Annotated in this window: 17 protein-coding genes; 15 read left to right on the top strand and 2 right to left on the bottom strand. The window is 68.4% G+C overall.

The window, feature by feature from the left end; genetic code table 11:
* Positions 1 to 38 precede the first annotated feature (38 nt).
* The 3 genes from ACFXQA_RS14615 (at position 39) to ACFXQA_RS14605 (ending at position 2,470) form a co-directional block, all read left to right on the top strand.
* Positions 39 to 212 carry a hypothetical protein gene (locus ACFXQA_RS14615; protein ID WP_394520612.1) on the top strand — a complete coding sequence of 58 codons (174 nt, stop codon included), beginning with the start codon at positions 39 to 41 and terminating at the stop codon, positions 210 to 212.
* 134 nt (positions 213 to 346) lie between these two features.
* Positions 347 to 1,681 (top strand): hypothetical protein, encoded by a 1,335-nt coding sequence (locus tag ACFXQA_RS14610; protein ID WP_394520611.1) that lies wholly within the window; start codon positions 347 to 349, stop codon positions 1,679 to 1,681.
* A gap of 300 nt (positions 1,682 to 1,981) precedes the next feature.
* Positions 1,982 to 2,470: a hypothetical protein gene (locus tag ACFXQA_RS14605; protein WP_394520610.1), complete on the top strand. Its 489-nt coding sequence runs from the start codon at positions 1,982 to 1,984 to the stop codon at positions 2,468 to 2,470.
* 6 nt (positions 2,471 to 2,476) lie between these two features.
* On the opposite strand, the gene ACFXQA_RS14600 is transcribed toward ACFXQA_RS14605, so the two are convergent.
* Together ACFXQA_RS14600 and ACFXQA_RS14595 are read right to left on the bottom strand one after the other, a co-directional pair.
* Positions 2,477 to 3,232, bottom strand: a complete 756-nt coding sequence (locus ACFXQA_RS14600; RefSeq protein WP_394520609.1) for a response regulator — start codon at positions 3,230 to 3,232, stop codon at positions 2,477 to 2,479.
* Positions 3,229 to 4,680 (bottom strand): histidine kinase, encoded by a 1,452-nt coding sequence (locus ACFXQA_RS14595; protein ID WP_394520608.1) that lies wholly within the window; start codon positions 4,678 to 4,680, stop codon positions 3,229 to 3,231. The genes ACFXQA_RS14600 and ACFXQA_RS14595 overlap by 4 nt, the downstream gene beginning before the upstream one ends.
* A 278-nt stretch (positions 4,681 to 4,958) precedes the next feature.
* Between ACFXQA_RS14595 and pstC the strand changes: the two genes are divergently transcribed.
* The 12 genes from pstC to ACFXQA_RS14535 all read left to right on the top strand — a co-directional run bounded on the left by pstC (position 4,959) and on the right by ACFXQA_RS14535 (position 20,633).
* Positions 4,959 to 6,077 carry a phosphate ABC transporter permease subunit PstC gene (pstC, locus tag ACFXQA_RS14590; protein WP_394520607.1) on the top strand — a complete coding sequence of 373 codons (1,119 nt, stop codon included), beginning with the start codon at positions 4,959 to 4,961 and terminating at the stop codon, positions 6,075 to 6,077.
* Between the two features lie 8 nt (positions 6,078 to 6,085).
* Entirely contained in the window at positions 6,086 to 7,411 is a 1,326-nt protein-coding gene (gene pstA / locus ACFXQA_RS14585) for a phosphate ABC transporter permease PstA (RefSeq protein ID WP_394520606.1), read from the top strand.
* Positions 7,408 to 9,081: a phosphate ABC transporter substrate-binding protein PstS gene (locus ACFXQA_RS14580; protein WP_394520604.1), complete on the top strand. Its 1,674-nt coding sequence runs from the start codon at positions 7,408 to 7,410 to the stop codon at positions 9,079 to 9,081. The genes pstA and ACFXQA_RS14580 overlap by 4 nt, the downstream gene beginning before the upstream one ends.
* Positions 9,078 to 11,747, top strand: coding sequence for a hypothetical protein (locus ACFXQA_RS14575; protein WP_394520603.1), 2,670 nt, complete (start codon positions 9,078 to 9,080; stop codon positions 11,745 to 11,747). The genes ACFXQA_RS14580 and ACFXQA_RS14575 overlap by 4 nt, the downstream gene beginning before the upstream one ends.
* A gap of 76 nt (positions 11,748 to 11,823) precedes the next feature.
* Positions 11,824 to 13,161, top strand: coding sequence for an Ig-like domain repeat protein (locus ACFXQA_RS14570; RefSeq protein ID WP_394520602.1), 1,338 nt, complete (start codon positions 11,824 to 11,826; stop codon positions 13,159 to 13,161).
* A 96-nt stretch (positions 13,162 to 13,257) separates the two neighbouring features.
* A complete protein-coding gene (locus tag ACFXQA_RS14565; protein WP_394520601.1) occupies positions 13,258 to 14,505 on the top strand; it encodes a hypothetical protein in 1,248 nt (415 codons plus the stop codon).
* The gene (locus tag ACFXQA_RS14560; RefSeq protein ID WP_394520600.1) at positions 14,502 to 15,281 is read left to right on the top strand and encodes a hypothetical protein; all 780 of its coding nucleotides are present in this window, start codon (positions 14,502 to 14,504) and stop codon (positions 15,279 to 15,281) included. The genes ACFXQA_RS14565 and ACFXQA_RS14560 overlap by 4 nt, the downstream gene beginning before the upstream one ends.
* Entirely contained in the window at positions 15,278 to 16,399 is a 1,122-nt protein-coding gene (locus ACFXQA_RS14555) for a sortase (protein WP_394520599.1), read from the top strand. The genes ACFXQA_RS14560 and ACFXQA_RS14555 overlap by 4 nt, the downstream gene beginning before the upstream one ends.
* A 181-nt stretch (positions 16,400 to 16,580) precedes the next feature.
* Positions 16,581 to 17,507, top strand: a complete 927-nt coding sequence (pstB, locus tag ACFXQA_RS14550) for a phosphate ABC transporter ATP-binding protein PstB (protein WP_394520652.1) — start codon at positions 16,581 to 16,583, stop codon at positions 17,505 to 17,507.
* 2 nt (positions 17,508 to 17,509) lie between these two features.
* Entirely contained in the window at positions 17,510 to 19,534 is a 2,025-nt protein-coding gene (locus tag ACFXQA_RS14545; protein ID WP_394520598.1) for a serine/threonine protein kinase, read from the top strand.
* On the top strand, positions 19,531 to 20,145 hold the full coding sequence (locus tag ACFXQA_RS14540) for a hypothetical protein (RefSeq protein WP_394520597.1): 615 nt from the start codon (positions 19,531 to 19,533) through the stop codon (positions 20,143 to 20,145). Before ACFXQA_RS14545 ends, ACFXQA_RS14540 begins: the two co-directional genes overlap by 4 nt.
* Entirely contained in the window at positions 20,142 to 20,633 is a 492-nt protein-coding gene (locus tag ACFXQA_RS14535) for a hypothetical protein (RefSeq protein WP_394520596.1), read from the top strand. Before ACFXQA_RS14540 ends, ACFXQA_RS14535 begins: the two co-directional genes overlap by 4 nt.
* The last annotated feature ends 89 nt before the right edge of the window (positions 20,634 to 20,722 follow it).

The following is a 20,722-nucleotide window of genomic DNA, read 5'->3' as shown; positions in this document are numbered from 1 at the left end:
TCTGTCGGGGTTCCACCGCCTCGACACACTCGGGGGAAATGACTGAAATGTCAGATCTGCACACCACTCGCCGCGCAGGTGCGGCCCGCTTCCTCACCCGCGGACTCACCGCGGCCGCGACCAGCGTCGCGCCCTTCCGATTCGTCTCCGCCTCGAGCCGGCCCATGTCGCCGAGCCTCGCCCTTCTTCGGGGGATTCGCCCCGCGACGTAGTCGTTCTCCAAGTTTCCGTGCCGGGCGTCGTTGGCCCAGGCAAAGGAAAAACCCCGGTCAGTTGCAGCTGGCCCGGGGGTGATACAGAGGCTCGACCGAGCTTCTGCGAAATGGTAATGAAAGGAAACAATACCATGAGCAAATCGCTCATTCGTCGCGCGGGCCTTGGTCTCGCCGCGACGGTCGCCGTGGCCGGCCTGGCCTTCGGCGCTGCTCTCCCCGCGAACGCCGAGCCGCTCGGTTCGCCCACGTACCGCAGCCTCGCGGGTGCTGGTTCGGACACGACGCAGGACGTGCTGAACGGTCTGTCGCAGAGCCTCACGATCTCGGGCACGAAGGTCATCGGCTCGTACAACGCCACCGGCTCCGCCACGATCAAGACCAAGTCGACCGGCGCGACCTTCCAGCGTCCGAACGGCTCGACCGAGGGCGTGCGCGCTCTGTCGGCCGCTCTGCAGGGCACCTCGTACCCGGCCACCGGCGGCACCACTCTCAGCAGCACCGACCTGCAGTTCGCTCGTTCGTCGAGCGGCGTTTCGTCGTCGCTCGCGAGCACCACAGGCCCGCTGCAGTACATCCCCATGGGCATCGACGCGGTCACCTACGCCACCTCGCCCACGACCGGCTCGACGCCGACCCGGGTTCCGAACGGCATCATCGTGGGCACCACCACGTCGCCGACCGGTACCTTCGCCGCACCGGCTCCCCTGACGCTGCGCAACATCTACAACGGTGGCTTCGTGCAGGTCGACCCCGCCGTCAGCACCAGCCAGAAGTTCTACGCCGGCACCGCCTACGCCGACCAGGCAGCGCTCGACGCAGCGTTCCCCCCGGCCAACACCGTCATCAAGCTCTACCCCTACCTCCCGCAGGCAGGGTCGGGCACCCGCTCGTTCTGGGCCACGACGGTGGGCATCAACAACACCACCCCGCCCGCCCACGTCTCGTCGACCTTCGTCGACGGCACCGGTGTGACTCGCGACGTGCAGGAGCACAACGGTCAGGTCGTCTCGCCGGGCACGGGTGCAAACCGCAACCCGGTGGCGCGCAACGCCATCGTGCCGTTCTCGATCTCGCAGTTCATCGCCCAGGGCCGTGCCGCCGCGCTCACCACCAAGTACGGCGTGACGGTCACCAACCGCCGCGTCAGCGCTGAACTCCGCAACATCGGTGCGGAGCTTCCGATCGAGGACGGTGCGCTGAACCCGGACTTCCCGGTTCGTCGTTCGGTCTACAACGTGGTCGCCAACTCCGCGATCACGGGTGCGAACTCGGGCTCGCAGCTGGCTCAGGTGTTCGTCGGCTCGACCGGTCTGGCCTACAACCAGACCACCGCCCCCGACGGATCGGACGCGGACACCGCACCCGACGCCACCATCACCGGCAACGTCATCACCGACTACGGGTTCGCCATCAACCCCACCGCCGGCCTTGTTGACAACTCGCTGCGCTCCAACTACGTGCCCTGAATCCTGACCCCAGGACACAACGCGTAACCGAATAAGGAGCCGGGGAAGGACGCGAGTCCTTCCCCGGCTTCGGTCGTCCGCGATTACGTCACCCCGTCGTGAGCCGGACGGCTCACGAACCCCATACTTTCGGATGGGGTTCGTGTCGGCGGAGTGGCGCGATCTGTGGAATCGGTCGCCGCTCGTCCCCCCGAAAGGAGGGGGAGGCGCATCTGGTTCGAGCTCGCCGTGGTCTTATGGTGGCGGCCGGTAGGCGCAGCCGAGACGGCGCCAGCATCACTCTCGAGAAGGTGGGTCGCCGTGCTCGATGCACCGCATGGTCGCCCGACCGCGAACGGTGATCAGGCAGGGCGGCTCGTGCTCTTCGGGGCGACGGACCCGCACCACGACGGCCGGCGCAGGCGCCGCGAACAGATGCTGGCGATGCGGCCGGTCGATCCCACCGAAGACGTCGATGGGCGCCTGGTGTCTCGGCCCAGCGGTGTGCACTGGGAGTATCTGCTCGCCGACGACAGCTCGCTCCTGGTACGGGCGCGAGATTTCGACGATGAGGCCGAGGCGCGGTGGGACGCCGACAGGTTGTTCGGCTCACCGCGTCCGGTTCGTGCGGCGTACGTGCGGCACCCCGACACGGGCCAGCTGTCGTGGTGGTTGGTGCGGGGGAGTGAGCCGGTCTTCGTCACCTCGCGGGTGTGGTTGCCCACCCAGCGCGGCGCGACGGTGCGTTCGGCACAACGCGCCGTCGCGGTCTTGAAGACGCGGCCTCCGTGGGGCGACTACTCCGGATGACCGAGATCACGGGTTGAGACCACGCTGAAAAGCCCAAAGGGCCAATTGGGTGCGGTCGGAGGCACCGGTCTTGTCGAGCATGTTCCCGATGTGCCATTTCACCGTATTCTCGCCGAGGCCCAGACGAGCCGCGATCTGTTTGTTGCTGAGACCGTCTGCCAATGCCGACACCACCTCGAGTTCGCGCTCCGTGAGTGCGTCGACGAGACTCATGCCCGACGGCGGCCGGGCTGACTGAGTGGCGACCGGTCGCTGCGGGTCGAGCGGGCGCCCTGCATCGCCCTGCGTGCCCGGTCGGCGCGTGCCGCGGGTGTTCTCACGGGTGCGCGCGCGGGTGCTGCCCCGCGCGTACTCGGCGATCATCCGCTGGCGCACGGTGGGCGATTGCAGGGCGCCGGCGTTGACGGCTGCGCGAATCGCGGCGGGGATGTCGCCCGGGTTCTTCTTGAGCAGGAATCCCACGGCTCCGCGCTCGAAGGCCCCGTAGAGGTACTCGTCGAGGTGGAAGGTGGTGAAAACGATGACCGGGATCGGCTCTTCGACGCCGATCCCGCTGAGCGCCTCGATGGCATCGAGGCCGTCGCCATTGGGCATGCGCAAGTCCATGAGCACGACGTCGGGCAAGAGGTGACGCGCTATTCGCACGGCATCTATCCCGTTCTCCGCCTCACCGACGACCTCGATGTCGTCGGTGGTCTCCAGCAGCACGCGCAGACTTTTCCGCACGGCTCGTGCGTCGTCGACGATGAGCGTACGAATCATGAAGCGAGGCCCTCGGTTCGTTTCTCAGGAGCAACGGTCGGCAGAACGACCTCTTCGACGAAGAGATCGGTATCGGAGTCCGGACCCGGTCCTGGTGCACCGGACAGATGATGAGAAGAGAGCCGAGACCGCTCGGCGGCTCGCTGATGGGGGGGATGCGGCACCAGAGCGTTGATGCTCCAGCCGCCCGCGCCGCGCGGCCCGGTGCGAAGGCTTCCGCCCGCGGCGAGCAGTCGATCTCGCATTCCGTCAAGGCCGTACCCGAGGCTCAGGGTTCGCGCGCCGACGCCCGCCGCTTTTCCGGTCGGAGCGGGTGGCGCGCCGTTCTCCACGCGCAGAAGCAGCGTCGCGCCGTCATCTTCCATCGTGATGATGATCTCAGCGCCCGGTGCGTGCTTGCGTGCATTGCTCAGCCCTTCCTGAACGACGCGGTAGGCGATATGGGCGCGCATGGGCCCGATGCGCTGGTCGATCTCGCTGAGCTCCGGGTCGTGTTCGAAGCTCACCGGGGCGCCGGTGAGCTCGCGGTGCTCTTGGACGAGAGATGAGATCTCGCGCACGCTGTGCTGGCCCGGGCGATACCCCGACTGAAAGCTCTCGGTGACGGTGCGGTCTTCTGTGCGCATGCTGTTCAGCATCCGTTCGAACCCCTGATACAGGCGCTGACCCTCGTCGCGAATGTGCACGACCACGCGCTTGTGGCTCCGCCCGCCCCCGAGCGCCGAGGTCTCGGCGGCGGTGCTCAGCGCCAGCAGGGCGGCGAGGTGCGCCGACGAGGTGTCATGGAGCTCTTGAGCGAGTGTCCGCCGCTCCGCCGCGACCGCTTCCGCCGTGCGAATGGCCTCGCCGCTCGCGACTTGCTCTGCGAGTTCGGCGATCCGTTCCGCCCGGTCGCGCAAGTTGGCGTACCAGCTGCCGGCGAGCGCCGGCAGGGCGATCGTCGCGAGGGCGACAACGAGCCAGCTGAGTATCAGAGCCGGCGAGTTCCACGCCGGAGCGTGTGCCGGTGCTCGCAGCGCGTAGGCGCCCACGAGCGCGATCGTACTCACCGCGGTGCCGAACGCGATCGCGAGCGAACGTATCGCCCCCGTCCGTTCTGTCATGAACGCGAATACCGCGAACAACAGGCCGGGTTGAACCGCGACGGGCTCGTAGCCGCCCACGAATACCGCTGCGATCCAGAGCACCAGAGATCCGGTGAGCGTGCCGATGGGCTGGGAACGAAGCCATACGAGCCACACCGCTTGAAAACTGACGAGAGCGAGCACCGTGACCAGTTGCCAGGCGTCGTTCTGCACGTCGGCTGCCGATCGCCCGTACTCGACCAGATATAGCCCGAGGAGGTACGCACCGGCATTTCCCCCCAGGGCGAGCGGGACGATCGACCTCGCCAGCCGGGACGCGACCCGCGGCGATCGCCGTCCGCGCGTGCGCTCGCCTTCCCGCATGGCCCCTCCTTTCGGGTGGTCGTACCCGCTGATGATTCTGACCCGACCATCCTGTCGAGAGAAGGCGGTCGGCGGGTGGGAGAAGAGGACGTCGACGATAGCCGCGAAATTCCGGGGGACACGGTTCTGTGCGACACCGATTGTTTACCCTTTCGTTCCCGCGCGTCTGCCTGCTCTCGACGTCGAGCGAGCTTGGTCGCGGGGCCGGTTGCGCCGCAGCATGTGTGAGGCGCCCACCCGATCTGGCGCCGCTCCATCCCCCACTGAGAGCACCCGACATGACTCCGCCCGAACGCCCCGACGCGAGCGGGGACGACAGCGCCCGCGTGCCCGATCGCGATGCCACCGTTGCTGAGCTCGAGCGAGAGCGGCAGTCGATGCGGTTGCTGGGTTTCGAGTCATCGCCCGCGCCGCGCACCGCCCCGGTCGACGGAAAGCGCACCCTGGTAGGCCGTCGAGGCACCGGCGACCGGATCTTCCAGTGGGGCGCCCACGGCGGCGGCGTGATCGTGCTCAGCATCATGACGCTCGTGGGGCTGTTCCTGCTCATTCGCGGCTTCGAGGCGATCGACGCGGCCGGCTGGGCGTTTCTCACCGAGCAAGACTGGGAACCGAACTCCGGCCGGTTCGGCATCGCCGCGGTGCTGTTCGGCACCGTGACGATCGCTGTCATCGCCATCACGGTCGCTCTTCCCCTCGCGATCGGCACGGCGACCTACATCTCGGAATACGCACCGGAGAGTCTGCGCCGATTCCTCGTCGGCATCGTCGATCTGATGGCCGCGATTCCTTCCGTCGTCTACGGACTGTGGGGCTTCTTCTGGCTCGAAGGGCAGGTTCTGCCCATCGCCGAGTGGCTCTCGACCTACCTCGGGTGGATCCCGATCTTCGCGGCTCCTCAGTTCAACCCCGACGATCCGCTCGCGACCCCCACGGTCTTCACGGCCTCCGCGTTCCTCGCCGGGCTCGTCGTGTCGATGATGGTCGCCCCGATCGCCGCGTCGATCATGCGCGAGGTGTTCAGTCAGGCGCCCACCGTCGAGCGAGAGGGGGCCCTTGCGCTCGGATCGAGCAAGTGGGGCATGATCCGCACCGTCGTCTACCCCTTCGGGCTCGGCGGCATCATCGGGGGCACGATGCTCGGGCTCGGGCGGGCCCTCGGTGAAACGATTGCCGTCTATCTCGTGATCTCGCCCATCTTCGTCATCAACTGGAACGTGCTGACGACGGGGACGAACTCCATCTCGTCGCTCGTCGCCCTGCGGTACGGCGAAGCGTCGGCATTCGAGCTCTCCGGCCTGATGGCCGCCGGTCTCGTGCTGTTCCTCATCACCATGCTCGTGAATTTCGCCGCGGGCTTCATCATCCAGCGGTCCCGCTCCGGGGCCTCGAGCTGAGTCGAGCCATGACCGATCAGATCACCGTCACGGGCGACCCTCACGCCCGCACGCACCGCCGAGCCACTCTGGCCGGCCACATCACGCGCACCCAGATACCCGGTCGTGGCCGCATCCCGCACCAGACTCGCCCGGAAGAGCGGCGCAACATATCTGCCCTCCGTCGCGAAGACGTCTTGCGGGTGGTCTGCTCGGCTCTCGCTGCCATCGCGGCCACGGCCTGGCTGTTTCTGCAGATCGTTCCGTTCGAGGGTCCCGTCGCCTTCACGCTGATCGCCTACGCCCTGTTCGTGACGTTCTTCGTGATCCTCATCAGTTTCGACGACGACAAGATCACCGTCCGCGACCGGGTCTGGGGCGTTCTCATCCACTCCGCCGCCGCCGTGCTGCTGCTCGCGCTCGCCGTCGTCGTCATCTTCACGATCAGCCGCGGTTCGGAGGCGTTCCTGCAACCCAACTTCTGGGTTCAAGATCTCTCGCTGGCGGGGCCCCTCGACCCGCTCACCGTCGGTGGCATGGCGCACGCCGCCCTGGGAACGCTCATCATGATCTCGATTGCGCTCGCCATCGCGATTCCGCTGGGGCTGTTGACCGCTGTGTGCCTCGCAGAGTTTCCCTCCCCGTTCACGCGCATCGTGCGCACCGTGTGCGAGGCGATGACGGCCCTCCCGTCGATCGTCTGCGGTCTCTTCATCTATGCCACGTATGTGCTCATCTTCGGTCTCGACAAGTCCGGCTTCGCGGCGAGCCTCGCGATCACCATCATGATCCTGCCGATCATCATCCGCTCGGCCGACGTCGTGCTGCGGCTCGTTCCGCAGACCCTCAAAGAGGCCTCGCTCGCCACGGGGGCAAGTCACTGGCGGACCATCTGGCACGTCGTGCTCCCCACGAGCAAGTCGGGCCTCATGACCGCTATCGTGCTCGGCACTGCCCGGGGCATCGGTGAGACGAGCCCCGTGTTGCTGACCGCCGGTTACACGACCTTCCTCAACGCGAATCCGTTCAAGGGACCGATGGTGTCGCTGCCGTTCGCGACGTTCACCCTGGTCAAGAGCCCGGAGCCGGTGCAGATCGCCCGCGGCTTCGGTGCCGCCGCCGTGCTGATGGTGCTGGTCTTCTTCCTCTTTCTGATGGCCCGCATCATCGGAGGACGCGGTGCCGGAATGCTCTCGCCCCGAGGCCTCGCGCTGGCCAAGGCGGCCAGTGCTCGAGACGCCGGGCGCTTCGCGGCGAAAGACGCGGCGCGCAGACGGCCGGCCTCCGAGCCCCTTGAAAGGCCAGTCGGCCCCCCTGACCCGCCATCCGCCACCACGAACGGAGTCGGCCGATGATCCGCCGTTTCACCCCCACGCGTCTGACGGCCGCTTTCATCGGTCTGACGCTCATCGTCCTCGGAGTCTTCGGCAGTCTGACCCCCGCTCAAGCTGTGGGTGTAATCCACGCTCCGATCGTGGGCTCCGGCTCGACCTGGTCGGCGAACGCGCTGCAGGCGTGGATCCGAAACGTCTTCGCGAACTACCAGTGGACGATCACCTATTCCGAGTCGGGGTCGACGCAGGGGCGGAACGACTTCAAGAACGGCACCGCCGATTTCGGTATCAGCGAGATTCCCTACGCGATCGGCAACTCGAACGAGGGCGACGTGCGGCCGAATCGCGGCTTTGCGTACATGCCGGTCGTCGCGGGCGGCACGGCCTTCATGTACAACCTCGAGATCGGCGGGCGACGGGTCACGAACCTCCGCCTGTCGGGTGAGACGCTGACCAAGATCTTCACCAACCAGATCAAGGTGTGGAACGACCCGGCCATCGCCGCGGACAATCCGCAGCTCGCCCTGCCGGCAACTCCCATCGTGCCGGTCGTGCGCTCCGACGGGTCGGGAACGTCGGCGCAGTTCTCGCTGTGGATGCGAGAGACCCAGACCGCCCTGTGGGACGCGTACTGCGGCGTCGTCGGTCGGCCGCTCGTGAACGGGCACTGCGGTGTGACGAGCAACTACCCGGTCGCACAGGGAAGCGGGTTCGTAGCGCGTTCGGGAGCCAACGGCGTCGCGGGCTACGTCGCTCAATCCCATGCGGTGGGCGCGATCACCTTCGTCGAGTACTCCTACGCGCTGAACGCGAAGTACCCCGTCGTGAAAATGCTGAACGCGGCGGGCTACTACACCGAGCCGACGGCGGCGAATGTCGCCGTTGCGCTTCTTTCCGCACGCATCAACGAAGACTCGAACTCGCTGGATTACTTGACCCAAGACCTGACCCAGGTATACGGGTCGCCCGACTCGCGCACCTACCCGCTGTCGAGCTACAGCTACATCATCCTCCCCACCGATATGCAGGCGAACTTCACGGAAGACAAGGGACTCACGCTCGCCGATTTCAGTTCGTACTTCCTCTGCGAGGGCCAGCAATCCGCAGAAGTGCTCGGTTACTCACCCCTGCCGATCAACCTCGTCACCCGCGGCTACCAGCAGGTGCTGAAGGTGCCGGGCGGAAACCCGGCGGTGAAAGACCCCGTGGGGGACTGCAACAACCCCACCTTCTCGCCCGACGGCACCAACCGGCTGGCGAACGAGGCGCCGTTCCCGCCGGAGTGCGATAAGCAAGGCCCCACGCAGTGCGCGAAGGGAACAGGCGGCGCACAAGATCAAGAGACTCCGGCGAGCGGCGATTCTGCGGGTGCCGCCGCCGCGGCAGCCTCAGGCCCGGCTGCCGGAGGAGGAGCTGCGGGCGCCGCGGAACAGGTGGCTGGCGCAGCCGGTGCCGGGGCGGCCGCAGGCTCGACACCAGACGGGGCGACGGTCGCTGCTGATGCCGCACCCCTCTTGACCAATGCCACGCCTCAGACGTTGCCGGTATCACAGAGCGGGATGCTGCCAGGACTCGCCATGCTCGGCGCGGGCGGCGGACTCCTCGCCGCCGCAGTCGTGCCCCCGCTGCTCGGCAGACGTGCTCGTCGTCCCGTATTCGCTCCCACCCCCACCCCCGGAGGCACCCGATGACCGACACCGAGACCCCCCCCACCCGCCCCTCGTGGCGGAGCCGCGTCGTGGTCGGGCGCGCTCTCGCCGTCGCCTCTTTCGCCCTCGTCGTTGCGTCCGTCGCGGGTTCGCTCATGGTCGGGAGCCCCGCGGTCGCTGTCGAGCAGGAGTCAGCCGTGACCGTCAAATGGGCCGGCGACAACCCCGCCGAGGTGCAGCGGTATCAGCTCGACCGGGAGGACAAGCGCGACAACGCCGACGGCTCGGGCAAGTGGCTCGATTTCAAAGACTTCGAGGTGTCGGTGTCGCAGACGAAGAATCTGCGCGATCAGTCCCTCGTCGTTTCGTTTTCTGGACTGGGCCCGACGTCCCGAGTTCAAACGAGGGACCGAGGAGGACTGAGCAGCTTCGTGCAGGTGATGCAGTGCTGGGGTCCCGACCCGACCGCCGCCGACTTTCGCGAGACGTGTCAGTTCGGGGCGTCGAGTACGCAGGCAGGCTATGGCAACGCTGGCGCAAAATACTTAGAATTCCCGGTCCAACTCATCGATCGCGGGCGCCAGACCACCGTCGTCGAGGGGGTGGAGCGACAGGGTGCGCCGTACCGCACCCCCTACGGCCAGGTGAACAAACCCCAGGCTGCGGCAACGGGAAATGTCATTATCAATGGCATCGGCACCTTCTTCTCCGCCGATTCGTCGAACGAGTTACCCCTTGCGAGGCTGGGTGACGGAACTACCACGACGCGATTCGAGGTGCAGAACAACACCACCGGGCCCTACCTGGGATGCGGCAACCCCGCCGCCGCCGGAAATCGGTGTTGGCTGGTCGTCGTTCCCAGAGGATCTCACTCCGGCACCTTGGAGGGTGCGACCGAGAAGTGCGCGCCGGCGATTCCGTTGTGGGAGGCAGGGTACACCGACGAGTTCGGTGAGGAAAGCCCCTATCAGGAGCAGTCGCCACTCGACTCCGCCTGCAGTTACTGGGACGACCGCGTCGTCGTGCCGCTCGACTTCGAGCCGACGACCGCCTCGTGTCCTCCGGGAACATCGACGCAGCGCATCGACGGCAGCGAATTGAGCGCCGCCCTGATGACGTCGTGGCAAGAGAACCTCTGCAAACAGCAAGGCGGCTCGGTGTTCAGCCTGACGACCAACCCCGGTTCCACCGTGCGTTCGCAGCTGCTGACGGGGCTTTCGCAGTTCGCGTTGGTCACTGGAGCCGTCACTGAGGGGGAACGCGAGGAGGCGCAGCTCGATGCTTCGCAGCCGCTCGATGTGCGATACGCACCCGTTGCGAATACCGCCCTCGTCGTGGCCTTCTCCATCCTGGACTCTAGTGACACGGCGACGACGCAACTCAATCTCACTCCGAGACTCATGGCGAAGCTCTTGACGACGTCGTATGAGTTTCAAGCTCCGAGGCTGTCTGGCGTCGACTATGTTCCTCCTGAGCATCTGAAGGCCAATCCTGAACACATCGAGGACGATCCCGAGTTCCAAGCCGCGAATCCTGGCTACCGCCCACAGATATCCGGGGGCTCGCCGCTGGTCGTGGCCGGGCCCCATGGCGACGACGCGATTCGTGAACTCTGGCGGTGGATTCGGTCGGATGACTCGGCTCGAGAGTGGCTTCAGGGCATGCCGGATGAAAACGGCATGGTCGTGAACCCGTATTTTCTTCCCGCGACGAATCCGTCTGCGCCAGACGGGGCAGGGCTGCCCTTCGACCTTGCGACCGACGACATCGAGACCATTCCTCGCGCCGATCAGACTCTCGCGCCGAGCAAAGAACTGGCCGTCAAGAGTTACAAGGGTCAGCAGATCGATTCCCAAATGATGAGCCCGTATGCGAGCAACTTCGCTGGCGTGGCCCGCCGTGTCGCGACGGGGACTCCGGGTTCGATGTACAGCTGGTACCCCTACGCCGTCAACTCCTCCGGCGACGCGGGAGCGTTCGTCTCGGACGGACGAACCGTCGGCAAGCGTTTCTTGCTAGGGATCACCGACGCGGCAACCGCAGACCGGTTCGGTCTCGAGGCGGCCGCGTTGGGGGTCCCCAACTCCGACGCGTTCGTGGCGCCCGATGCTGCGGGCATCAGCGCTGGTGTTGGCGCGGGAGTCGCCGATCCCGTCACGGGTGTGGTCGAGACCGATTTCGCTGCTCTGGGGACGACCGGATACCCGCTGACGCAGACGTTGTACGGCGCGGTCGACCTCGCGAACGCCGATCTGGGCAACGACGGACGAGCGGGCTACGCCCAGATGCTCGATTTCGCGGCCGGTCCGGGGCAGTCGCCGGGATCGCTGCGGGGTCAGTTGCCGACGGGCTACGCGCCCTTGACACAGGCGCAGCGTTCCGCGGCTTCTGAGCTCGCCGACCTGCTGCGGGTGCCGCTGCCCGAGTCGCCCGCCGCCCCCGACGCGCCCGACGCGCCCGTCCCCGATCCGGCAGCGGTCGGCGGGGCGGCAGCACCCGCGGGCGGGGGCGTGGCGGCACCCGCAGCGCCGGTGTCTGCGCCTGCCGGGACGACGAGCACCGTGACGACGTCGGCCGCGGCGTCTTCACCCCAGTTCACCGCCGCCGGCGCATCATCACCGGTTCAGGGTGCTCTCGGTGCCGCTCTCGTGGCGGGCCTCGCGGGCATCGTCGGCGCGCCCTTCCTGTTGCGCCGCAGGACCCTATGACCAACGCGGCGCGCGCTATTCCTCTCCTTTTCCGCATCTTCGCACCCGGCTCCTTCGTTTGAAGAAAGAAGAACTCATGTCCCTGAACATCGTCAAGCGCGCTCACCCCGCGCGCGGCCGACGACGCCTGATGGGCGTCGCTCTCGTCTCCCTCATCGCCCTGGGCGCGGGCCTTCTGGCGGCTGCGCCCGCTCACGCCGAAACACTGATCCCTGAGAATCGCGCCGGTGGTCTCGTCTTCGATGTGGACGGCTCCGGCCGTCCCGTCCGGATCACGACGGAGTCGGCGTGCCCCGACGTGAACCCCGAAGCTGCGGGCGGATACCGCGCTGTAGTGCTTCTCGCCGACGGCACCCAACACACCCTGCGGGGTGAAGTACGACTGGACTCATACACGTACGACAAGCCCGTCTTCGTAGAACCAACTCCGACGCGTTGGGCGGCTCCTTTCGCCGGTCTTCCGGCGGGCGCGGAGGCCGAAGTGATAATCGTCTGCGACGACTTTTATGACGAAAACGCCACCAAGCGCCCGGTAGGCGATGACCGTTACTTCTCGGAGACCATCGTGCTCGATATCGCGGGCGCGGGTAGTGGCGTCATCCCGAACGCGTGGCATGTGAAAGACCGCACGGCACCGCCGACCAAAGAATCGACGACGACGACCCTCGCCGCCGCGGGCACCACGGCCAACTCCACGACTCTGACGGCGACTGTCGCTCCGGCCGGCGTCACGGGCTCGGTGCAGTTCGCGCAGAATGGCGTGAACATTCAGGCGCCGGCGCCCGTCACCGCCGCCGGAACCGCGTCGATCTCGGTTTCCGGGCTGACGGCGGCGACGGCCTACAGCTTCACTGCGCAGTACTCGGGCGACACCACCCACCAGGCCTCGGCCTCGGCCGCATACGCGGTGACAACTCTGCCGGCCGTGACGCCCGTCGAGATGGTGACGACCGAGATCGGCGTGAACGTGCCCCCGGTTCCGAGCACCCAACCGACGGGCCTCAAGATCGAAACGAAGCCCGTGCCGAAGGTCACTCTCGCGAACGGCTCGCCCCGCACCGAGGGTCAGGATTGGGTCGCGACCGGTTCGCTCGAGGCCGTCACGGTGAACGACGACCGCCGCACCGCCACCACGGGCTGGACTCTCAGCGGTTCTGCGTCGGCGTTCAAAGCCGGTACCAACGAGATCGGTGCCGACAAGCTCAGCTGGGCTCCCGCTGAGGTCGGGACGACGCACGGCGACGCAGGCGCCCCCGCGACGAACCTTTCTGCAGCCAAGGAACTCGCTCGGGGTACCGCGGCGACCGGTCAGTCGAACGTGAAGACGACGGTGGGTGCGCAGCTCTCTCTCACGGTTCCGAGCGGTGCCGTCGCGGGCGACTACACGTCGACGCTCACGCTCACGCTGATCTAACGCAACCTGCACGAGGCGGTTCCCCGTCGGCGACTCGCCGACGGGGAACCGTGGCAGAACCTCTCTCTTTCGCTGTCTCGATCAAGAAAGTCCGACATGAACGCCTCGACTTCGATGCCGACCCGGCCTGCGGGCTCGGGAAGCGTCTCGTCTCGTCGCTTCGCGTCGCGCTCGACGACCGGGCGGTGTGTGCGGTTCGCCATGGCGTGCGCCGCAGCATCCGTCGCTGCCGTCGCCCTGGGGTTCACACCGCCCGCCTCCGCTGCTGAGGGCGACCTCTCGTGGGGCGTGCAGCCCTCGAGTCCCACCGGACCCGACGGGCGCGCCGACCTTCCTTTCCAGGTCGCACCGGGATCGGTCATCACCGACTGGGTCGCCGTCACCAACTACTCTCCCGTCTCGGCAACGTTTCGGGTCTACGCCGCCGACGCCATGACCGACTACGACACGGCCGCCTTCACCCTGATCAACGCCGATCAAGCGTCAACCGGAGCGGGCGCGTGGACCACGATCGACGGCGGGCCCGCGGTCTGCGCCGACACCGAAGACGAGGCCGAGCGCGCCTGCGCGGCGACCCTCGGCACCTCGGTCACCCTCGAGCCCGGCGCGCGCGTCGACGTTCCCTTCACCCTCACCGTTCCGCAAGACGCGACCCCCGGCGACCACGCCGCGGGTATCGTCGCCTCGCTGGTCTCCGGAACCGCCACCGAAGGCGGCACGGGCGTCACCCTCGAACAGCGCGTCGGCACCCGCATCTACCTGCGCATCGACGGCCCGCTCTCGCCAGGGGTCGGAGTGCAGGGCGCGGTCGCGGGGTACACCGGATCGCTCAATCCCCTTGCGGGCGGCACTGCCCGGTCGGGTTTCGACGTCCGCAACCTCGGCAACACGCGGGTATCCGTGCAACCCGAGGTGCGCCTCACCGGCCCGTTCGGCATGGGTCTCGGAAGTTTCGCGCTCGAACCGGTGCGCAATATCGTGCCCGGCGGGGTCGCCCATGTCGAGGCCGAGCTGCCCGGCATCCCGCCCCTCTTCCTCGTCACCGCCGACGTGACCCTCACGCCCATCGCTGCGGACGGCATCGCCGCGGCCGATCCGCTTCCGCCGGCGGTCGACACGTCGGCGGTGGCCTGGGCGGTGCCGTGGATGCTGTTGGCGGCTCTCGGCGCGATCGGCGGGGCCATCGCGCTGCTCGTCTGGCGGCGCCGACGGTCGCGTGCGCTGCTCGCCGAAGACCTGGCTGCGTACGCCGAGCAGATCCGCGCCGAAGAGCGTGCGGCCGGCGTCGCCCATGATCCTTTTCTCGAATCCACCCCGCAACATGAAAGCGAGGTACTGCGATGACATCGCCGACCGCACGCACCCTGGGCTCAGCCGCTGCGGCGGCGCTCGCCGCCGTCATCTGGCTCAGCCCGACGACCGCCGTCGCCCAGCCCATCACCGAGAACACCGACGTGACCGTTTCGGTGCCGGCCGCGACTCCCACGGCCGAGCCTTCGACGACCCCCAACCCCACGAACGTGCCCGAAAGCACCGACACCACCGGTGCGACCGCGCCCGGTGGGAATCCCGGCGTCGCTCCCGGGGGCTCGAGCGGCACCGGCGGCGCAGCAACCGGCGTCGAGAGTCCTGCGGGCGGAGCAACGACGTCGGCGCCGTGCGTGCCGAAGGAGCCGGCCGTGCCGACGGTTCCTACGACCGGTGGGGGCGACGCAACCGTCGATAAGGACGTCTACGTGATCGGTGACAGTGTGACGGCGACCGCGGCCGGCTTCGGGCCGGGCGAGCAGGTGCAGCTCGTACTCTTCAGCGAACCCGCGCTCGTCGGCACCTTCGCCGCCGATACGACGGGCGCCGTGACCGCTCAGTTCGCGATCGCCGAAGAAACCCTCGCGGGCAGCCACACGCTGCAGTTCACCGGGTGGTGCGGGGCGATCTCGGCGGTCGACGTACTCGTCGGTTCGACGAACGGCGCCAGCTCGGCAGGGCCGCAGGGCGTGCCGTTCTGGGCATGGTGGATCGGCGGCGGACTCGGCCTGCTCCTTCTCGTCGCCGCGGCGTGGTGGGCGATTCGTACGATGCGCATGCCCGACACCGGGCCAGAGGTTGTGACCGCGTGAGTGTCGAGGCCGCTGAGCGAGCGCTCCCCGAAGTGCAGGATGTGACCGCGCCGCCCTCGCGTGACGACAATCACGCCGCACCGCGCCCCGGCAGCGACCGGTCGCGGTCGGCCGTCACCGAGGTCATCCCCCGGGCCGGTGCGCCTCGCATTCCCCGCTCTTCGGGGGGCGGAGTGCGGCCGCCGCGAGCCACTCGGCCGAAGAAGCCGCGGCTACCCGCACCCGCGCCGCGGCGTAAGGCTCCGCGCGAGGGCACGTGGTGGGCAGGTGCCGCGCTTCTCGCCGTATCTGTGTTGCTGCTCTCCTTCGTGGCGCACGTCGCGGTGTTCTCTGCCGCCCAGCACCACCGGGCGCAGACGCTCGCGTACAACGAGATGCGCGAGACGATGGCGAAAGCATCCATCCCCGTCGGGCAATTGCGGTTGGAGCAGGGCGAGGACGGGCGCGAGGGCGAGAACGTCATGACGCCCCTGGGAACGCCGCTGGGACTGATCGAGTCTCCGGCGATCGGGCTGTCAGAGGTGATCCTCGAGGGGTCGACGTCCAACGTGCTCCGGTCGGGTGTCGGCCACCGCCGAGACAGTGTCATTCCCGGACAGGGCGGCACGGCCGTCATCCTCGGCCGACAACTCGCCTACGGCGGGCCCTTCTCGCAGATCAACCGGCTCGTTCCGGGGGACGAGATCACCGTGACGACGGGTCAGGCCACCAGCACCTTCCGCGTCGTGAGTCTTCGCCGGGAGGGCGACCCGCTGCCCGAGGCGCTCGACCCCGGAGAGGGCCGACTCGAGCTCCAGACGGCCGACGGCCTCGCGCTGTTCCCGTCTGGTGTGCTGCACGTCGACGCCGAACTGGTCTCAGAGGTGCAGTCGACCCCCTCGCGGGTGCTCGGCTATCCCGCATTGCCCCCCGAAGAACGAGCGATGGGGCAGAACGATGACAGTTGGTTCACCGCCTTCTTCTCGTTCGTCTTTCTGGTTGCCGCCGCGATCGGCATGTGGTGGCTCTGGCGCAACTGGGGTCGTTGGCATGCCTGGCTCGTCGGCCTTCCTGTCCTCGTCGCACTCGGAGTCGTCACCGCCGACTTCGTGATGAGCGCGCTCCCGAACCTTCTCTGATCCCCACCCCGAGGAAAACACCATGACTGAGCCCGACGACATCACCACCGTCCACACCGCGACCCCGTCCGACGACATCACCGAACTGCACCCGGTTTCGCCCGCGGCCGGCGAGCAGCGCACGCGTCGACGCGAAGAGACGTCGATCGTCGCGGCCGAAGCGCAGCTCATCTCCGCGCGAATGCCGATGGACGACGTGACGACCTCGCTGTCCCTCCCGACCGACGACCGCGAGGTGACGACCGTGCTGCCTCCCGCCCGGCCCGAGACCGAGCGCTTCGCTCAGGCCGAGATCGCGCAGGCGTGGGAACAGACTCTGGCCCCGCAGCATCCGCTCTCTGCCCTCGACGCCCGAGACATCAGCGCATGGTTCGGCGACCACAAGGTGCTCGAACGCGTCTCGCTCACGATGCACGCGGGCCGGGTCACCGCGCTGATCGGACCGTCCGGATGCGGCAAGTCGACCTTCTTGCGCATTCTCAACCGCATGCACGAGCTCGTGCCGTCGGCCTCGCTCGCGGGCGAGGTCATGCTCGACGGCGATGACATCTACGACCGTAAGAAGAAGCTGCAGGATGCGCGCAAGCACATCGGCATGGTCTTCCAGAAGCCCAACCCGTTCCCGGCGATGTCGATCTACGACAACGTCATCGCGGGTCTCAAGCTCACCGGTGTGCGCGCGTCGCGCGACGAGAAAGACGAGCTCGTCGAACGGTCGCTGACTTCCGCCGGTCTGTGGAAAGAGGTCAAGGATCGTCTGCGCGCCCCCGGCGGCGGGCTGTCGGGTGGCCAGCAGCAGCGCCTGTGCATCGCGCGGTCGCTCTCGGTGAAGCCCAAGGTGCTGTTGATGGACGAGCCGTGCTCGGCCCTCGACCCCACCTCGACGCGCGTGATCGAAGAGACGATGGGGGAGCTGCAGAAAGAGGTGACGATCGTGATCGTCACGCACAACATGCAGCAGGCGCAGCGCGTGTCGCAGCAGTGCGCTTTCTTTCTCGCGTCGCAGGGCACGCCCGGCTCGATCGTCGAGCACGGCGACACCGACGCGATGTTCTCGGAGCCCCAAGACGAGCGCACGTACGACTACGTGAACGGTCGATTCGGATAACGATGAGCGACCACACCTCGGGCGAGTTGATCGGCGGGCGCTTCGCGCTCGGCGAGCTGCTCGGCGTGGGCGGCACCGGTTCGGTGTTCGCCGCCGTCGATTACTCGTTCGATGAGGCGGCGGCCGTTCCGCCAAGCTCAGGGTCTACGGAGACGGGTGCCGAACCGGCCCCTGAGCTTGGCGGAGCGGTCGACGGCACCGGGTCTCGACGTGCGGCGCGGGAAGCGGCTCGGGTGCCGGGCCCTTCGACAAGCTCAGGGACCGGCTCTGCGGGGACCGGGGCTGCGGGCGTGCCGCGGGAGGTTGCGGTCAAGCTGCTGCATCCGCACCTGTGCGCCGACGAAGCATCCCGCGACGCCTTTCTTCGCGAAGCCGCGCACGCGATGTCGCTGTCGCACCGGAACGTCGTGCGGGTGCACGCGGCCGGATTGCACGATGCGGCGGGCGTGATCATGCCGTGGATCGCGCTCGACCTGCTGCAGGGACCCACCCTGCGCGAGTGGGTCGACTCGGTCGGGCGGCTTTCGCCCGCGGATGCCGCAGCCGTCGCCGACGGCATGCTCGACGGACTCGCGGCGGCCCACGCGGCAGGCATCGTGCATCGCGACATCTCTCCGCAGAACGTGATCCTCCACGGGGTGCAGGATCGGCAGCGCGGCGAAGCGCTGACGCCCGAGATGGTGCGGATCGTCGACTTCGGCCTGGCCGACGTCACCGGGCGCTCGACTCTGGGGTCAGATGTGCTGCTCGCTCGGCGTCCGGACGCTTCGGCGGGCTCAGCGACCGGGGTGGGGGGCTTGGCGACAGGAGTGGGCGGTTCGGCGACTGGCTCTTCCGATTCCGCGAACGAGGGAGTCGTCGGCAACGCGGCGTTCATGTCGCCCGAGCAGGCGCAGGGGCGGCCGGTGCGTGCGGTCAGCGACCTGTACCAGGCCGGAGCCGTGCTGTATTTCGCCCTCACCGGCCGTGCGCCCTTCCCGCGGGAAACGACCGAGCAGGTGTTGCAGGCGCACGTCTCGGCGCCGCCGCCGGTGCCGTCGGCACTGAACCCGGCCGCGCGCCCCTTCGACCGCGTCGTGACGCGGGCGATGGCGAAGACGCCGGCGCATCGCTTTCGCGATGCCGAAGAATTCCGCGCCGCAGTGCGCGATGTATGGACTGCTGGAGGCGCGTCGGACGCCTCCGGCAAGGTCGATGCCCGGGGGGACATCGACCTGCCCGGGGCCGTCGGGGTGGGCGACGGCCCCGGTGCTGACCCCGCGACGCGCATGATTCCGTGGGCCAGCGGAGAGCCGCTCGGTTACCTCTCCCCAGCGCTGGCCGAGCCCGCCACGAACGCCGGGTCGTCGCGCGCGAACGGTGGCATGGCCGCCGGCGTCGCGGGTTTCATCATCCTCGCGCTGGCGGGCTGGGCGGTCGTCGCCGCGGCGGCCGCACCGGGTGCCCCGTTGGCGGCGGATACGACGACATCGCCGCCGGTGCCTTCGGTCTCGGCGTCGGCCAGCAGCACCCCGACCCCTTCGTTCACTCCGACCGTCGCAGCATCCGTGCCTCCGGTCGTCCCCCCGACGGTGACGGATGCGGCGGTGCCGGCCCTGCGCGGAAGCCTCGCCGAGGCCGACGCCGCCCTTCGCGCGGCGGGCCTCACGCTCGGAACCGTCACACGCGTCGAGTCGGCCGACGCCCTGGACCGGGTGCTGGCGCAGAACCCCGCTGCGGGCGAACGCGTGCAGCTCGCGAGCACCGTGAACCTCACGGTGGCATCTGGGAGCAACGTGGTGCCGCAGGTCATCGGCATGAGCCAGGCCTCGGCGATCGCGCTCATGCAGTCGGCGGGCTTCGTGCCGACCCCCGACCGCGCTGGCGCGTCACCGGACGCCACCGTCACCGCAACCCAGCCGGCGGCGGGTACCGTGCTGCGGGTCGGAGTGACCCTCACCCTCGTCATCGCCGTCCCTTCGCCGACACCTCCGTCGCCGGTGCCGACCACCCCGGCTGCGACCCCACCCGCGGAGTCGAGGCCATGAGCGACCGGCGGCCCGAGAACCTCATCGCGCGTCTGCGGGCTCGGGCAGCGCCCAGCCCGCTGCCGCCGGGACCGTGGCCGATCGTGCTGCCCCCGGCAGACCTCGACCCCTACCTCGCTGCCACCCTCTGGTTGATCGATCTCGGCTTCGGTGCACTCATCGCCGGACCCGAAGCGCAGGCGAATCGTTCGGTGCACGCGCGGGCGTTGCTCGAAACCGTGTTGGCGCTCGACGGCACCCACCCCGGGCCGGTCGCGCAACGCCCCGGGCTCGGCATCGTGCTCGCTGCGCCCACGTGCGCCCAGCTCGAACGTCTGAACCGACGCCGGTTCGACCCGTCTGCGACCTGGTTTCTCGTGCTGTCCGAGACCGACGTCGAAGAGCGCGAATGGCAGAAAGCTTGGCTCTGGGCGCACTCCCGGCCTGTGCCGGAGGCGGCGGCCGACCCGTCGTCGCTCGCCGACGGCGGGGCCGCAGCATCCGTTCTGTCATCGCCGCTTCTCAGCCGCGCCGAACACTGGGCGCTGTCGCTGCGCGCAGGTATGGCACCGATATACCCCGCACCGCGCCGAGGGGCGCGGATGCGGCTCATTCCAGGAGGACGCGCGTGAGCTCACTGACGAACCCGCCGCCTGCCGGTGATCGCCCGGCGATGGTCTCGCCGAAGCCGTTGCCGGTCGAGGTTTTCGACCCGACGACCGACCCCGGCAGGCACGCCGGTCGCGGAGCGGTGCGGCGTGCGCTGCTCGCGATGACACCGGTCTCGGGCGAGCAGTTTCTGCTCCCCGGTCCGATGGGCGCGGTGGGCGTGCGCGAGGGGGCGTTCTGGGGCTTGCAGAGCAAGAACGGGCTCACCGTCGCACTGCGGGCCGCGTCGTTCGTGAACGCGCTGGCGGCGCGCCGTGATGCCGTCGAGATGCTCGCGCGGGCGACCGACCTGGAGTTCGTCGATGTTCACGCTGCACCGGGAGGTGCCCGCTCGGTGTGGGTCGTGCTCGACGGGCGGGTCGTCATGGTGTCGGGGCAGGTGTGGGGCCCGCGCGCGAAATCGACGGTGGCGGCGCTGCGCGTGGCCCTGTCGGGCCTACCCCGCGCGTGACCCGGGGTGTCGCCGGACGCTTCGACAGGCTGAGCGACCTGCCGCGGGGGAGCCGTTCCTGAGCTTGTCGAGGGGTCCGCGGCGCGTCG

It is taken from the genome of Microbacterium shimangi (assembly GCF_043556445.1).
In the GTDB taxonomy this organism is placed as follows: Bacteria; Actinomycetota; Actinomycetes; order Actinomycetales; family Microbacteriaceae; genus Microbacterium.
The sequence above is the reverse complement of the archived record's forward strand: the minus strand, read 5'-3'. Positions and strand labels throughout refer to the sequence as shown.